This window comes from Streptomyces marispadix (assembly GCF_022524345.1).
Taxonomy (GTDB): Bacteria; Actinomycetota; Actinomycetes; order Streptomycetales; family Streptomycetaceae; genus Streptomyces; species Streptomyces marispadix.
This window is the reverse complement of sequence record NZ_JAKWJU010000002.1, coordinates 5,807,678-5,823,887: the sequence shown is the minus strand read 5'-3', so window position 1 is coordinate 5,823,887 and position 16,210 is coordinate 5,807,678. Positions and strand designations below refer to the sequence as shown.

The window sequence follows — 16,210 nt, the reverse complement described above, 5'->3', positions numbered from 1 at the left end:
GCCCCCATGACGGACAACGGGGAACTGGCAGCGCACACGCGGGACTTGGACTTCTTCATCAGCTACTCCCCCGCGGACGAGCAGTGGGCCTCGTGGATCGCCTGGACGCTGGAGGAGGCCGGCTACCGCACGGTGATCCAGGCGTGGGACTTCGTGCCGGGCACGAACTTCATCGACTTCATGGACCGGGGCGTCAGCGAGTCCGTGGCCGTCATCGCCGTGCTCTCCAGCCACTACGGGCGTTCCACGTACGGGCGCATGGAGTGGCAGGCCGCGCTGCGCGCCGAACCGGAGGCCCCGGAGCGGAAGTTGCTGACCGTGCGCGTGGAGGACATCCCCATCGAGGGGCTGCTCGCCACGATCACCTATGTCGACCTGGTGGGCGTGACCGACACGGAGACGGCACGCAGCATGCTGCTCACCCGCGTCGGCCAGGCCGTCGAGGGCCATGCCCGGCCGGGGCTGCGTCCCGGCTACCCGGGCGGCTCCGCGCTCTCCGGTGTGCCGGGGCCGCGTACGCCTCATGATGAGGTGCCTGTGCCGGTGGAGGCCCAACAGGGCGACGGGCCGCGCCCGTTGGGCCGTACGGGCTGGCCGGGGCGCCGCCGTCCCGCCAGGGCTCCGCACTATCCGGCGGCGCCCGGCGGAAGCGGGCCGCAGGAGGCCCTGTCCGTACTGCACGTGGCGGGCCCCAACTTCGGCCGGGGCCGTGAACCGGAGTCGCTGCTGCGGGAGATGTGGAGCGACCTGGTGGAGCTGAAGGACGCGGGCGCTCCCGCCCCCGATCTCCTCGTCGTCTCCGGCGATCTCACCGCCTCGGGCAGTCCACGCGAATGCGACCAGGCCCTGAGCTTCCTCACCGGGCTGCGCTCCCAACTCGACCTGCCTCCACAGCGGTTGGTCGTCGTACCGGGCACGCAGGACGTCAGCCAGGCCGCCTGCCTGGGCTACTTCCACACCTGCGAGGCCGACGAGGTGCCGCCGCAGCCTCCGTACTGGCCCAAGTGGCGCCACTACACACGCCTGTTCAGGGGCCTGTACCACGGGATGGACACGGTCTTCGAGAGCGACCAGCCCTGGACTCTCTTCCCCGTGCCCGAACTGCACACCGTCGTCGCCGGGTTCAACTCCTCCATCGCCTTCAGCCACCGCACCGACGACCAGTACGGCTTCCTCGGCCGCGATCAGGCCACATGGTTCTCCGAGGCGCTGCGCACCTACGAGGACGAGGGCTGGCTGCGCATCGGCGTGCTGCGCCATCCCCTCACCGAGGGGCGGCAACGGCCGGGCGACGCGCCCGGCGGCCCGGGCCCGCTGCGCGACGCCGACACCTTCGCCAGGCTCACCGCCCGCCGTCTGCACTTCGTGCTGCACGGCCCCACGGGAGGCCCGCGCACCACCTCCTCCGAGCCGTCGTACGGCGAACTGAGCACGCCCGCGGGCGAGTTGCCGCTCTTCGGCTCGGCGGCACCGGCCCGCTGCGAGCTGCTGCGGGTCGGCGCGGGCGGCATCACACGCTGGACGGACGAGGCAGGCGCCGAACCGAGGGAGTTCCCCCTCGAATGGCGCGCCGCTCAGCGGATCTTCGCCGTGCCCGAGGAGACGGCCGCGCCGCTGCCCGCCGCTGCCGCGTCCGAGGACGACAGCGACAACCGGCCCCTCGACGAGCCCGCCGACTCCCTCGTGGAGCGGGTACGCGAGGTGTGCCGGGCGCGACGGGAGGGCGTACGGCTGCGTGACGTGCCCCGCCGCGACCCGGGCGACATGCCGCAGATCATGGCCACCTGGCACGAGGAGGGGGTGGTACGGCAGCAGCGCATCGCCGTACACCCCGGCACGCCCACAGAGGACGACGTCGAACGCTTCATCGCGCAGGCGCACGCCACCGACACCGGTTCCGAGGCGGAGATCGTCCACGAAGGCCCCGCGCCGGAACGGGAGTTGAGGGAGCGTGCGAGCCGCCGAGGCATCCGGGTGCGCAGCTTCCTTCAGTTCCAGGGCCTGCTCGACCTCCGTGCATACGTCGAGGCGCAGACCGCCAGGCTCGCCGCCGACGGGCGCTACCCTCCCGGGCTCTATCTCCCCGGGCGCTACCGCGACGCCGAACGCCCCGACGGCGAGGAACGCGACGGGCTCGTGGAGAACATGCTCGACCTGCTCGCCGCGGACCACGGCCGCTTCATACTGCTGCTCGGCGACTTCGGCCATGGAAAGACCTTCGCGCTGCGGGAGTTGGCCCGGCGCATCCCCGAACAGCTCCCCCATCTCACGCCGTTGCTCATCCCCCTCAACACGCTCGACCGTGCGCACAGCCTCGAAGGGCTCGTCGCCGCGCATCTGGCCGGGCACGGCGTCGACACCATCGACCTGCGAGCGCTGCGCTACATGCTCGGGCAGGGCCGGGTGGTGCTGCTCTTCGACGGCTTCGACGAACTCGTCAACCGCGTCAGCTACGACCGTGCCGCCGACCACCTCCAGGTCCTCCTCGACGCGTCCGTCGACAACGCCAAGATCGTCGTCAGCAGCCGCACCCAGCACTTCAAGTCGCAGGCGCAGATCCTCACGGCGCTGGGCGAACGCGTGGGGATGCTGCCGCGGCGGCGCGTGCTGTCCCTGGAGGGCTTCGTACCGGCGCAGATCCGCAACTACCTCGTCAACCGCTACGGCGACGAGGCCGTCGCGGACGAACGCTTCCGCATGCTGCGCAACATCCCCGACCTGCTGGAGCTGTGCGCCAATCCGCGCCTGCTGAGCTTCGTGGCGGACCTGGCGCCGGAGCAGCTTCGCGCGGTGGCCGGTGCCGGGCGCGCCCTGAGCCCCGCCGGTCTCTACGAGGACGTCTTCAGCGCGTGGCTCGCATTCGAAGAGCGCCGGGGCCAGGGCGGGCCCGGCGCAGCGCCCGGCCTGAGCACGGAGCATCTGTGGGCCGCCGTGACCGCGCTCGCACAGCGGCTGTGGGAGAGCGGGCGCAGCGCGCTGCGACTCGACGAGCTGACCGAGACCGTCGCGGACACCCTCAGCGGACTCGCGGGCAGCAGCACCATGTCCAACCTGGAGAGCGCGCAGGCCGTCGGCGCGGGCAGCCTCCTGGTACGCACGGAGGACGGGCTGTTCCAGTTCATCCACGGCTCCGTCGTCGAATGGCTCGTCGCACGCGAGGCGGCGGCCCAACTCGCCCGCGGCGACAGCACATTGCTCTCCGCTCGTCCGCTGACGCAGCTCGCCGTGGAGTTCTTCTGCGACCTCGCCGACCATGCGCGCTGCACCGCGTGGGTGCAGGGCATGCTCAACGCCCCCGGGCCCGGCACGAGCGAGGCCGCACGCGCCAACGCCGTACGGATCACCGACCGGCTGCGGGTGCCCGCCGACGCCGATCTGCGCGGCGCCCGCCTCATCGGCGAGGACCTCTCGGCCCGTGACTTCTCCGGTGTGGACCTCAGCGGTGCCGACCTGACCGACGCCCGGCTGCTGGGCACCAATCTCTCCGGTGCGGTGCTTCGCGACGCCCGCCTCGTCGGTGCACGGCTCGACGAGGCCGACCTCTCCGAAGCGGACCTCACGGGCGCCGATCTGCGCCGCGCCCGGCTCGTACGTACCGATCTTCGCGGCGCCTGTCTGGCGGGCAGCAGGTGGAATCGGGCCGCTCTCGTCGACGCCGTCACCGACGGCCCGCAGCAGTCGGCGCCCGAGCTGGCCACGGCCTCGGTCGCGCCGGGCATGCCGGTCGAGGCGGGGCTGCGTCCCTCGGCGGTCGGGGTGCCTTACGGCTTCGACATGCGTACCAGCCGGCTGCCCGAGCCCATCTCCTACAGCCCCGAGGGCGAACTACTCGCCGTGGGCAGCGAGGACGGCGGCGTGCTGGTCTGCGCCGCGGACACCGGCAGGGCAGCCCGTACGCTGCACGGGCACGAAGGCCGCGTCTACGCCGTGAAGTTCCGGGCGAACGTGCTGGCGACGGGCGCTGCCGACGGCGAAGTACGGCTGTGGGACCCGGTGTCGGGCCGCTGCCTGCACCGGATCGAGGTCCACCCGGACGGTGTGTGGCCGGTCTCCCTCGACGCCTCGGGACGGCTGCTGGCCACCGGAGACGCCGAGGGGCTGGTGACCCTCTGGGACGTGGCCGACGGCACGCCCGTGCACCGCCTGCCGGGACACACCGCGCCCGTCTACACGGCCGTCTTCAGCCCCGACGGGCACACCCTCGTCACGGGGGACGCCGGGGCGGGCCTGCGGGTCTGGGACACCCGCACCGGGCACTGCCTGCGTGAACTGCGCGCACACCGGGGGGCGGTGTACCGCGCGAGGTTCAGCCCGGACGGCAGCCTGCTGGCCACCGGCGACCGCGGCGAGGACGGCCGTGGCATGGTACGCGTCTGGGACACGGGCGCCCTCACCGAGGGCAGGGGCACCGGCGGCGGCAGCGGCGAAGAGCCCGCCGCGCTGCATGAGTTCACCGGTCACTCCGGTCCCGTCTACACCCTCGACTTCCATCCCGGCGGCGGTCTGCTCGTCAGCGGCGACACCGACGGCCAGGTGCGGCTGTGGGATCCGCGTTCCGGCAGTGCCGCCGGGTCGCTTGAGCGCTGCACCGGCGCCGTCTACCAGGTGCTCTTCGGCGACGAGGGCAGGCTGCTCGCCGCCTGCGACAGCGACGGCACCGTACGGATGTGGCGGGTGGCCTCCTCCGACGGCGCCGCAGGGGCGCGGGTGTCGCTGCTGCCGCAGCAGCCCGTCGAGCACCGGGGCTCGGCATGGGCCTGCGCCTTCCGCCCCCAGGACCGGCAGCTTCTGACCGTGGGCAACGACGGCGGCGCACAGATCTGGGACGCCGGTACGGGCCAGGGCAGGCGCATCCTGCGCGGCCATGGGCGCCGCGTCAACACGCTCGCCTTCAGCGCCGACGGGACCCGCATGGCCACCGGCGGCAACGACGGCATAGTGCGGATGTGGGACGCGCGCACGGGCCGCCGCACCGCCGAACTGGCGGGCCGCGGCGACCGGTTGGTCTCCGCGGTCTTCAGCCCGGCGGGCCCGGTGCTGGGCACCGCCAGCAACGACGGCGACGTCTACCTGTGGAACGCCGCCGACGGCGAGTATCTGCGCGAGATCGACGTCGAGACCGACCACACGTGGGCCGAGGCGTTCAGCGGCGACGGCGAACTGCTCGCCACCGCCAACGACGACGACACCGTACGGCTGTGGTGGCGCAGCACCGGGGCACATGTCACGACCCTGGAGCTGCACCGGGGCCGGGTGCGCTCCATCGCCTTCCGCGACGACGACGAAGTCCTCGCCACCGGCTGCGACGACAGCCTGGTACGGCTGTGGGAGCCGCGCACAGGACGTCTCATCGCCGAACTCGAGGGCCACTCCGACCGCGTGTACGCCGTCACCTTCTGCCGCGGCGGCACCTCGGTGCTGAGCGCGTCCTGGGACGGTACGGCCGTGATCTGGGAGGGCGGCAGACAGCGGCACGTCCTGCGCGGGCATCACGGACGGCTGTGGACCGCGGCGGCACACCCGCGGCTGCCGCTGCTCGCGACCGCGGGCGACGACCGTGCGATCCGCCTGTGGGACGCGGACAGCGGCGAGTTGACCGCGCGTCTGACGGGCCACACGGGGCGGGTCCATGCGCTCGCCTTCAGCCCGGACGGCTCGCAGCTCGCCAGCGGCGGCGAGGACGGCACGGTACGGCTGTGGTCCCTCACCGGTGACGAGGAGCAGCACGGAGAGCCCGGAGAGGACGGAGAGGACGCCGGGGCGCAGACCGGGGGCCGGGTCGCCCCCGCGCCGCGCGCCACGCTGATCGGCGTCCCCGGCGGCTGGGCGGCGCTGACGCCCGGCGGCGGCTACAAGTACGAGGGCGATGTGACGGGCGAGTTCTGGCACGTCGTCGGCATGACGCGCTTCGCGCCGGGTGAACTCGACGCCTATCTGCCGGGCGTGCACCGCCTCTCCCTCGACGCGGAGCTGTGACGTCGCGTACCCGGTGGCCGCCGTGGCCGCCGGGTGCGCGTGGGCCTACGGGGTGCGGCGCCGAGCGCGGTGGTCCGGCGCGGTACCGGCGCCGCCGCCCCGGCGCCGGTCCCCCGAGCGGCCCGACGCGACCGCGTCAACTCGCTTTTCTCTACGTCCCCTTGGGCGGGCTCACCCTCGTCAGCGCCACGTACAGCAGCAGCGAACTGGCCACGCCCACCGCCCAGCCGTAGTCCGCGAGCGGCTGGAGGAAGGGGATCAGGCCGTCGGCGGGGAAGGGGCCCTTGCCCTTGGCCGAGTAGGAGCCGCCGACCGCCAGCAGGCCGCCGACCACGAAGGCCGCGACCGCCCGCCAGTTCCAGCCCGCGTCGTACCAGTAGGCGCCGCCCTCGCGGTAGAGGTCGGCGAGGTGGAGGCGGGTGCGGCGCACCAGCCAGTAGTCGGCGATGAGGATGCCCGCGACGGTGCCGAGGAGGCCGCCGACCGTGCCGAGCCAGGTGTAGATGTACAGCTCGGGAGTCTCCGTCAGCTTCCACGGCATGATCACCACGCCGACGACGCCCGTGATCAGCGCGCCCGTACGGAAGTTGACGAACCTCGGCGCGAGATTGGCCAGGTCGTACGCGGGTGAGACCACGTTCGCCGCCAGGTTCACGGAGATCGTCGCCACGAGCACGGTGATCAGCGCGAAGAGCAGCCCGAAGATGTTGTCGGTCTTCCCCGCGAGCTTCACCGGGTCCCAGATCGACGTCCCGTAGACGACCTGCGAGCCGGAGGTGACGAACACCGACAGCAGCGCAAAGAGCGTCATGGTCGTCGGCAGGCCCAGCGACTGGCCCCACACCTGGGCGCGCTGGCCCGCACCGAAGCGGGTGAAGTCGGGGATGTTGAGCGACAGCGTGGACCAGAAGGCGATCATGCCCATCAGCGACGGGAAGAAGACCGGCCAGAACTCGGGCCCCCAGCCCAGCTTCGACGGCTCGTCCAGCAGCGGCCCGAAGCCGCCCGCCTTGACCGCCATCCACGCCAGCAGCACGAACGCACCGACGATGACGAACGGCGCCGCCCAGTTCTCGAAGCGGCGCAGGGTCTCCATCCCCCGGTAGATGATGGCGAGTTCGAGCGCCCAGAACAGCAGGAAGCACAGCCACAGCGTCCACGGCTGCCCGCCGATCTTCGCCGCCTCGGTCCAGCCGCCGAAGATCTTCCCCAGCAGTACGAAGATGCCCTGGCCGCCGATCCAGGTCTGGATGCCGAACCAGCAGCACGCCACGGCGGCACGGATCAGCGCGGGAAGGTTCGCGCCGCGCAGCCCGAACGAGGCACGGGCGAACACGGGGAAGGGAATGCCGTACTTGGGGCCCGCGTGCCCGGTCAGCAGCATCGGCAGCAGCACGATCACATTGGCGAGGGCGATGGTGAAGACGGCCTGCTTCCAGTCCATGCCGAGCGCCACGAGGCCCGAGGCGAGCAGCCAGGAGGGGATGTTGTGCGCCATCCCGATCCATACGGCGGCGAAGTTGTAGGTCGTCCAGCGTCGCTTGGCCAGCGGCACCGGGCGGAGGTCGGCGTTGGCGAACCGGCTGCCGTCGGGTATCGCGCCCTCGGGCAGCTCCACCCGGCCGTCGGGGTGCGTCAGTTCGTCAGCGGTGCCGCTGCCGGGCGCGTCCTGCGGGCCCGGTGCGGAGGTGGGAACGGTCCCGGTCATGGCACACACCTCTTCGGCTCGGTGCTGATCTTCGGTTGTGGTGCAGGCAGGTGGCAGGCGGTCCGGACGGTGCGGGCGGCCGGGCGGCGCCCCGCGAGAAGCGGAACGAACACCCGCCCGGCGCCCGGCAGTCGAGAAGCGGCCGTGGTGCCGCGGCGGTCTCAGCCGTCGGCGAGCGCGGGGATCACATCACGCCCGTAGGCGTCGATCACCGACTCCGTGGCGTCGTGCATGGCGTACACCGCGAACTGGTCGACACCGAGGTCCCGCAGCGTCCGCAGCTTCTCGATGTGCGCCTCCGCCGGGCCCAGCAGGCAGAAGCGGTCGACCACCTCGTCCGGCACGAACTCGGTGTCCGGGTTGCCCGCACGGCCGTGGTGGGCGTAGTCGTAGCCCTGGCGGGCCTTGATGTAGCTGGTCAGAGCCGTCGGTACGAGATCGGAGTCCTCCCCGTAGCGGGCGACGAGATCGGCGACGTGGTTGCCGACCATGCCGCCGAACCAGCGGCACTGCTCACGTGCGTGCTGGATGTCGTCACCGACGTAGGCCGGAGCGGCGACGCAGACCGTGACGTCGTCCGGGTCGCGGCCGGCCTGTGCCGCGGCGACGCGCACCGCCTTGACCATCGACTCCGTCAGATAGGGGTCGGCGAGCTGGAGGATGAAGCCGTCGGCCTCACGCCCGGCCATGGCCAGCGCCTTGGGACCGTAGGCCGCCATCCACACCGGCAGCCTGCTGCCCTGCTTCACCCACGGCAGCTTCAGGGGCGTACCGTCGACGACCGCCTCACGGCCCTCCGCCAGATCGCGGATCGCGGTCATCGCGGAGCTGACCCTGGCGAGGGTGTTGGGCTTGCGCCCGGCCACGCGCATCGCCGAGTCGCCCCTGCCCAGGCCGCATACGGTGCGGTTGCCGTACATCTCGTTGAGGGTGGCGAAGGTGGAGGCGGTCACCTCCCAGGCGCGGGTGCCGGGGTTGGTGACCATCGGGCCGACGATCATCCGCTCGGTGTTGTCCAGCACCCGGCTGTGGATGACGAACGGCTCCTGCCACAGCACCGCCGAGTCGAAGGTCCAGCCGTAGCGGAACCCCTGCCGCTCGGCTCTGCGCATCAGCCCGACCGTGCGGGAGCCGGGCGGGTCCGTCTGGAGTACGAGTCCGAAGTCCATGCCTGTCCGTCCTTTCAACCGCCGGATTCAGTCGAGGAGTTGGCACAGACCGCGGGGGGTGTACTGCCCGTGCCCCGCGCGTCCTGTGTAGGTGCGCCTGTCGATGACGGTCTCGCCGCGGGAGAGCACCGTCTCGACCTGGCCGGTGATCTGCTTGCCCTCGTACGCCGAGTAGTCGACGTTCATGTGGTGCGTCTCGGCGGACAGGGTCTGCGGTGCCTCCGGGTCGTAGATGACGATGTCGGCGTCCGAACCGGGCTGAAGCGTGCCCTTCTTGGGATAGAGCCCGAACATGCGGGCCGGGGTGGCGCAGGCCAGCTCGATCCAGCGGCGCCGCGAGATGTGCCCGTCGAGCACGGCCTGGTGCAGCAGGTCCATCCGGTGCTCCACGCCCGGCATCCCGTTGGGGATCTTGGAGAAGTCGCCGCGGCCCAGCTCCTTCTGGCCGACGAAGCAGAAGGGGCAGTGGTCGGTGGAGACCACCTGGAGGTCGTTGGTGCGCAGCCCCTTCCACAGCGCCGCCTGATGCTCCTTGGGCCTCAGCGGCGTGGAGCAGACGTACTTGGCGCCGCCGAAGTCGGGCTCGGCGAGATTGTCCGTGGAGAGGAACAGATACTGCGGGCAGGTCTCGGCGAACACCGGCAGGCCCATGTCGCGTGCCGACGCCAGCTCCGCGACGGCCTCCTCCGCGGAGACGTGCACGACGTAAAGCGGTGAACCGGCCACGCGGGCGAGCTGGATGGCGCGGTGGGTGGCCTCGGCCTCCAGCAGGGCCTTGCGCACCTCGCCGTGGTAGCGGGGGTCGGTCTTGCCCGCGGCCAGGGCCTGTTCGACGAGGACGTCGATGGCGATGCCGTTCTCCGCGTGCATCATGATCAGCCCGCCGTTGCCGGCGGTGCGCTGCATGGCGCGCAGGATCTGCCCGTCGTCGCTGTAGAAGACACCCGGGTAGGCCATGAACATCTTGAAGGAGGTGATGCCCTCCTCCACCAGCATGTCCATCTCCTTCAGGGTGCCCTGGTTGACGTCGGAGAGGATCATGTGGAAGGCGTAGTCGATCGCGCACTGCGCGTCTGCCTTGGCGTGCCAGCGGTCCAGGCCCTCACGCAGGGCGTGGCCCTTGGTCTGTACGGCGAAGTCGACGATGGTGGTCGTGCCGCCCCAGGCCGCCGCCCTGGTGCCGGACTCGAAGTCGTCGGAGGAGAAGGTGCCTCCGAAGGGGAAGTCCATGTGCGTGTGGGCGTCGACGCCGCCCGGCAGCACGTACTTCCCGGTGGCGTCGATGGTGCGCTCCGCCGTCCAGCCCTGGGCGACGCTGCTTCCGGTGGCGGCGGTGGCGACGATCCGCCCGTCCTCGACGAGGACGTCGGCGTGGGTCTCGTCGGACGCGGTGATGACGAGTCCCCCGCGAACGACCGTACGTGAGTGCGTCATTGTGTGCTCTCCCCTCCCAGCTCGTTGTCGGCCGTGCGCAAGGCTTGCTCCAGGATCTCGGCGCCCTCCTCCGCCTCCGCGACGGTGAGGCTCAGCGGCGGCGCGATGCGCAGCACGCTGGCGGTGGCGTGGCCGCCGCCCTTGCCGATGAGCAGGCCGCGTTCGCGTGCGGCCTCCAGCACCAGCGAGGCGGCCCTGAGCGACGGGGCGCCGCTGTGCGGTTCGACCAGTTCCACTCCGGCCATCAGGCCGCGCCCGCGCACCTCCCGTACGACGCCCAGTCCCGCCGAGACGGCCCTCAGCCGCTCCAGCAGCAGACCTCCGACGCGGCGGGCGTTGCCCTGAAGGTCGTGCTCCAGCAGGTAGTTGAGGTTGGCGTTGCCGGCGGCCATGGTGACGGGGCTGCCGCCGAAGGTGGAGATGGAGTTCGCCGGAAGGCAGTTCATGACCTCGGCCCGTGCGACGACGCCGCCGATCGACATGCCGTTGCCGATGCCCTTGGCGAAGGTGAGCATGTCGGGAGGGCCCGCCTGGTCGTGTGCCTGCCAGCCCCAGAAGTGCTCGCCCGTGCGGCCCCAGCCCGTCTGCACCTCGTCGCTGATCCACAGGATGCCGTGCTCGCGCAGGACCTCGCGGAACGCGGCGAACAGGCCGTCGGGCGGCGAGGTGAACCCGCCGACGCCCTGCACCGGTTCGGCGATCAGGGCCGCCACGTCGCCGCCGGTCTGTCCGAGCATGTCCACCAGGTCCGCGGTGCAGGCGTCGATGAACTCCGCGTCGTCCAGGGCCGCGTAGGGGCCGCGGGTGCGCACCCCGCCGTGTACGTAGAGCGTCTGCAACGGCGAGAGGCTCGTCGGCGACCAGGAGCGGTTGCCGGTGATGCCCACGGCGGAGAAGGAACGCCCGTGGTAGCTGTTGCGCAGCGCCAGGATCTGGTTGGAGCGGCGGTAGGTGGTGGCCAGCAGCAGGGCCGTGTCGTTGGCTTCCGTACCGGAGGTGGTGAAGAAGACCCGGGCGTCGGGGATGCCGGACAGGGCTGCGATGCGTTCGGCCAACTCGACCATGGGGCGGTCGAGATAGAGCGTCGAGCTGTGCAGGATGCGGCCGGCCTGCTCGCTGACGGCCTTGGTCACCTCGGGCAGCGCGTGCGCCGTCATGGTGGTGAGGATGCCGCCGAAGAAGTCGAGGTAGCGGTTGCCCTCGCCGTCCCAGACGTGGCGTCCCTCGCCGTGGGTGATCTCCAGCGGGCGGTCGTAGTAGAGGGCGAGCCAGTCGGGCAGTACGGCGCGGTGGCGCTGGAACAGCGACTCGGGGTCCGCGGTGTGCCTGGCGTTCATCAGGGGCGCACCAGCCCGTCGTAGGCGTCGGGCCGCCGGTCGCGGTAGAAGGCCCACTGCTGGCGGACCTCGTCGATGACGTCGAAGTCGAGGTCGCGGACGACGAGTTCCTCGTCCTTGTCGCTGGCGACGTCGCCCACGAACTGGCCGCGCGGGTCGACGAAGTAGCTCGTGCCGTAGAAGTCGTTGTCGCCGTACTCCTCGGTGCCGACGCGGTTGATGGCGGCGATGAAGTACTCGTTGGCGACGGCCGCGGCGGGCTGTTCGAGCTGCCACAGATGGCTGGAGAGTCCGCGGGACGTCGCGGAGGGGTTGTAGACGAGCTGGGCCCCGGCGAGACCCAGTGCGCGCCAGCCCTCGGGGAAGTGGCGGTCGTAGCAGATGTAGACGCCGACGCGGCCGACGGCGGTGTCGAAGACGGGCCAGCCGAGGTTGCCGGGTTTGAAGTAGAACTTCTCCCAGAATCCCGGCAGTTGAGGCAGATGGTGTTTGCGGTAGGTGCCCAGCACCGTGCCGTCGGCGTCGATGACGGCGGCGGTGTTGTAGTAGAAGCCGGACTGTTCGACCTCGAAGACCGGGACGACCACCACCATGCCCGTCTCGCGGGCCAGTTCCTGCATCCGCCGCACCGTCGGCCCGTCCGGCACGCGTTCGGCCCACTTGTAGTGCTCGGGGTCCTGGACCTGGCAGAAGTACGGGGCGTTGAAGACCTCTTGGAAGCCGATGACGCGTGCCCCCTGCCGGGCGGCCTCGCGTGCGTACTGCTCATGCTTCTCGATCATCGAGTCGGTGTCGCCTGTCCATGTCGCCTGCACCAGGGCGGCGCGCACAACGTCGGGCATGAGCAGCTCCTTTGAACGGGAGGTCAAGGCCATTCGACACGCGTAGATCAGCGTGAGAATGTGACCGTAGGTCGGCTCTCGCACGGTGGCAAGGGCATCTGCGTCACGTCGCCCGATCGATCACCCGCCGGCCTGCGGCGCAGCAGCGAGGCGTCACGGCCGTCCGCACGGCATCCACCAGGCACGACCCGGCGTCGGCGGCATCCGCGGCCGACTGGTCACCGGCGCTCACCGCGCCCTCGGCACCCCGGGAACTTCCGCCGTCCGCAGGGCGCTTGCGACCCTGCGCCACTGCTCGTGGGACATCGCGCCGGCAGCCTCCAGCAGCAGACGCACGAGCACCGCGGGCGCGGCGCGTACGACCTGCGCGGCACCGGCGGGAGTACCGGTACGGATCACAGCCGCCAGCAGCTCCTTGGCCTCGCGGTCGCGGCCGTCGCCGTGCAGGGCGAGGGCCGCGTCCGCGATCTGGCCCGGTGGGCGGGCCACGCCCTGCCGCAGCAGCCGGGCGCCGTCCTCGCCCCGTCCCAGCGCGGCCAGGGCCGAGGCGGCGGCGGCGAACGCGTCGGAGGGCAGGGCGGCGGCCTCCCACAGCAGGGTGTCCGCGTCGGCCGAGAGGCCGCGCCCGTGCAACTCGTCAACCAGTACGGCGAGTCGGAGGGCCGGCCAGTGCGCGGCCTCGCACAGCAGGGCGTGAGCCTCACCGCCGCTTCCGGCGCGCCGCAGCCGTATCAGCCGGGCCGCGGCCTGGTCCGCGAGCACACGGGCGGCCGCCGTCTGCTCACGGGAAGGCCCGGGTGCGGTGGGGGGCGGCGGCACCGCCCCGGCGAACCGCGCGCCGCGCGGGGTGAGTTCACCGCTCGCGGGCTCGCCGCCCGGAGCCGCCGCGGCGGCGTCGTCCGCGGCGGGATCACCGCTGCGGGGAGCGAGATCGGGCGAGGGGGCACCGGGCGGCACGATCGCCGCCGGGCGCGCGTCCTCCGTGTACTGGCCGGGGGCACCCGCGAACCGCGAACCCCCCGTACGTGCACGCCGCTTGGGCGGCGGCGGGGCGGGGGCCGCGCCGGGCGGGGTGGCCGCATCGGCCGCGGAATCCGGGCCCGGCGCGGGAGCGGAATCGTGTGCGGGGCGCTCCGGAGGGCGCGCGTCTCCCGGCACCGCCGCGACGGCCGCGAGACGGCCACGCAACTCCGCGCAGCGCGCCTCGACGCGTTCGAGATAGTCACGCGCCCACATCTGCTCCGCGCCGCCGTCCGCCTCCAGCGTGCGAAGGTGCGCCGCCGCCTCCTCCAACTCCCCCGCCGCCGCGGCGAGTCGGCGGCGCAGCACAGGCTCGCCTCCGGCGTGGAGGTCGTATTCGGCGACGGCCGCACCGTGCAGCGGGCGCAGCCGCTCCTCGGCCCGCTGCGCCGCGTCGGGCCCGTGCAGCCGCCCCAGGTCGTCCAGCAGCGAGGCCACTACGTCCCAAGGCGGCATCTCCCGCCCGCACAGACACTCGCGCAGCCCGTCCGGATCGTGCTCCGCGAAGACGGCGAACCAGCCGTATGCAGGGTCCAACCGCCGTACCAGCGCGAGGAGTTCGACGGCGTACGAACGTACGGCGCCGGAGGGCTGCCGGTCGGCGGCCGAAACGAGCATGTCTGCCATGCCCGCATTCCACACCCGTTGTGTTACGCCGGGTGTTACCGGGAGGCTACGGGCGGTTTTCGTCCCGCTCCCGGCGACCGTCCGACCGGCAGGTCCGGCCGACTCCGCCGGTCCTGCCGACCGGCGGACGCGCTACGGCCGCTACTTCTTCGACGGCCGCACCACCATCGCCGAGCCGCCGCCGCGCCGCTCCTTCTCGGCCGCGGCGAGCCAGCGGCCGTCGGGCAGCGGCTGTACGCCGGTGGCCGCCCCGAGTTCGTCGATCTTGGTGAACTCGTGCCCGAGATCCTCCAGCCGGGGCCTCAGGTCGCTGTTCCACAGCCTCGGTTCGATCTCGGTCTTCTCCGCGTTGCGCTGGCTGGCGCGGGGGGCGTTGATGGCGTCGGGCAGCGGCATTCCCCGGTCCACGTGGTTGATCATGCTCTGGAGCACGGTGGTGATGATCGTGGCCCCGCCCGGCGAGCCGAGCGCGAACGCGGGCTTGCCGTCGTCCAGCACGATCGTCGGCGACATCGACGAGCGGGGACGCTTGCCGGGTCCGGGCAGGTTCGGGTCGTGCACATCCGGGTCGGCGGGCTCGAAGGAGAAGTCCGTCAGCTCGTTGTTGAGCAGGAAGCCCCGCCCGGGGACGGTGATGCCGCTGCCGCCGGTCTGCTCGATCGTCAGGGTGTAGGAGACGATGTTGCCCCACTTGTCGGCCGTCGTCAGATGCGTGGTGCTCTTGCCCTCGTACGGGGTGGGCGCGGCCTTGTCGCCCGAGCCGCAGTCGGACGGATGACGCGGATCGCCGGGCGCCACCGGGCTCTTGAGCACCTTGTCGTCCTTGATCAGGCAGGCGCGCGAGTCGGCGAAGCGCTGGGACAGCAGCTCCTTGGTGGGGACGTCCTCCGCGGCGGGGTCGCCGACCCAGCGTCCCCGGTCGGCGAACGCGACCCGGCTGGCCTCGATGTAGCGGTGCAGCAGCTTCTTCTTGCTGAGCTTGCCGAGGTCGCCGCGCTCCAGGATGTTCAGCGCCTCGCCGACGGTCGTGCCGCCGGAGGAGGACGGCGCCATGCCGAAGACGTCGAGCCCCCGGTAGCGGGTGTGCGAAGGGGCCTGCCGCCCGGCCTCGTACGCCTTGAGGTCCTCACGCGTCAGATCCCCGGTGCGCACCTTCTTCGAGTCCGGGTCCACGGGAGGCTTGCGCACCGTCTTGACGATGTCGTCGGCGATCGCGCCGTCGTAGAGGGGGCCGGTGCCCTTGTGCGCGATGGTGTCGTACGTACGGGCGAGGTCCGGGTTGCGCAGGGTGCTGCCCTTCTCCGGCAGCTTGCCTCCCGGCATGAACAGGTCGACGGTGTCGGGGAACTTGCGGAATCGCTCCTCGTTCTCCGCCGTCTGCTTACGGAAGGTCTCGTCGACGGTGAACCCTTCGCGTGCCAGCTTCTCCGCCGGGGCGAGCACCTTGCCCAGCGGCTTGGTGCCCCACTCGCCGAGGGCCTTCTCCCAGGTGGCGGGCGTGCCGGGGGTGCCGACGCTCAGCCCGCTGGTGACGACCTCGTCGAACGGCAGTGCCTTGCCGTCCTCCTGGAAGAGCTTCTCGTCGGCGCTCTTCGGGGCGGTCTCACGGCCGTCGATGGTGCGGATCTTGCCGCTGGCGGCGTCGTAGGAGACGAAGTAGCCGCCACCGCCGAGGCCCGCGGAGTACGGCTCGGTCACACCGAGCGCGGCGGCGGTCGCCACGGCCGCGTCGACGGCGTTGCCGCCCTGTTTGAGCACCTTGATGCCGGCTGCCGACGCGTCGGCGTCCACGCTTGAGACGGCTCCGCCGTAACCGACCGCGACCGGCTTCTTCGACTGCTTCTGCCCTGACGGGCCGTCGCCGCTCCCCGTGAGGGCGGGTGCGGCTGCCGCACCGGCCGCGGCGATGGCGGCCGTGGCGGTGAGCACCGCGAGCAGTCTGGCGGAACGGCGGTTGGTCATGCGCCGCATGGAGACCTCCTGACGTGACGGATCAGCGAAGGGTAGCCCGCCGTCGCGGACACGTCAGCCCCGGTACGGCACGGTGCGGGCACCGGAACCGAGACGGCACAGGCACCGGAGCGGGCCCGCCCGCGC

The 16,210-nt window shown here is 71.9% G+C and carries 8 protein-coding genes; 1 reads left to right on the top strand and 7 read right to left on the bottom strand.

The features are described 5' to 3' along the window. Positions 1–6: 6 nt before the first annotated feature. Complete coding sequence (locus MMA15_RS24210) at positions 7–5,976, top strand: WD40 domain-containing protein (RefSeq protein ID WP_241062291.1); 5,970 nt, start codon at positions 7–9, stop codon at positions 5,974–5,976. Between the two features lie 151 nt (positions 5,977–6,127). On the opposite strand, the gene MMA15_RS24205 is transcribed toward MMA15_RS24210, so the two are convergent. From MMA15_RS24205 to ggt, 7 genes are all read right to left on the bottom strand, one after another. Next, a complete protein-coding gene (locus tag MMA15_RS24205; protein ID WP_241062290.1) occupies positions 6,128–7,684 on the bottom strand; it encodes an NCS1 family nucleobase:cation symporter-1 in 1,557 nt (518 codons plus the stop codon). Between the two features lie 161 nt (positions 7,685–7,845). Further along, complete coding sequence (locus MMA15_RS24200) at positions 7,846–8,853, bottom strand: TIGR03842 family LLM class F420-dependent oxidoreductase (RefSeq protein ID WP_241062289.1); 1,008 nt, start codon at positions 8,851–8,853, stop codon at positions 7,846–7,848. Between the two features lie 27 nt (positions 8,854–8,880). Continuing rightward, a complete protein-coding gene (gene hydA, locus MMA15_RS24195) occupies positions 8,881–10,287 on the bottom strand; it encodes a dihydropyrimidinase (RefSeq protein ID WP_241062288.1) in 1,407 nt (468 codons plus the stop codon). Continuing rightward, complete coding sequence (locus MMA15_RS24190; protein ID WP_241062287.1) at positions 10,284–11,624, bottom strand: aspartate aminotransferase family protein; 1,341 nt, start codon at positions 11,622–11,624, stop codon at positions 10,284–10,286. Before MMA15_RS24190 ends, hydA begins: the two co-directional genes overlap by 4 nt. Next, positions 11,624–12,466, bottom strand: coding sequence for a nitrilase-related carbon-nitrogen hydrolase (locus MMA15_RS24185; protein ID WP_241062286.1), 843 nt, complete (start codon positions 12,464–12,466; stop codon positions 11,624–11,626). Before MMA15_RS24185 ends, MMA15_RS24190 begins: the two co-directional genes overlap by 1 nt. A 228-nt stretch (positions 12,467–12,694) precedes the next feature. Further along, complete coding sequence (locus tag MMA15_RS24180) at positions 12,695–14,113, bottom strand: hypothetical protein (protein WP_241062285.1); 1,419 nt, start codon at positions 14,111–14,113, stop codon at positions 12,695–12,697. Between the two features lie 141 nt (positions 14,114–14,254). Next, positions 14,255–16,084 (bottom strand): gamma-glutamyltransferase, encoded by a 1,830-nt coding sequence (gene ggt, locus MMA15_RS24175; protein WP_241062284.1) that lies wholly within the window; start codon positions 16,082–16,084, stop codon positions 14,255–14,257. Positions 16,085–16,210: the final 126 nt, after the last annotated feature.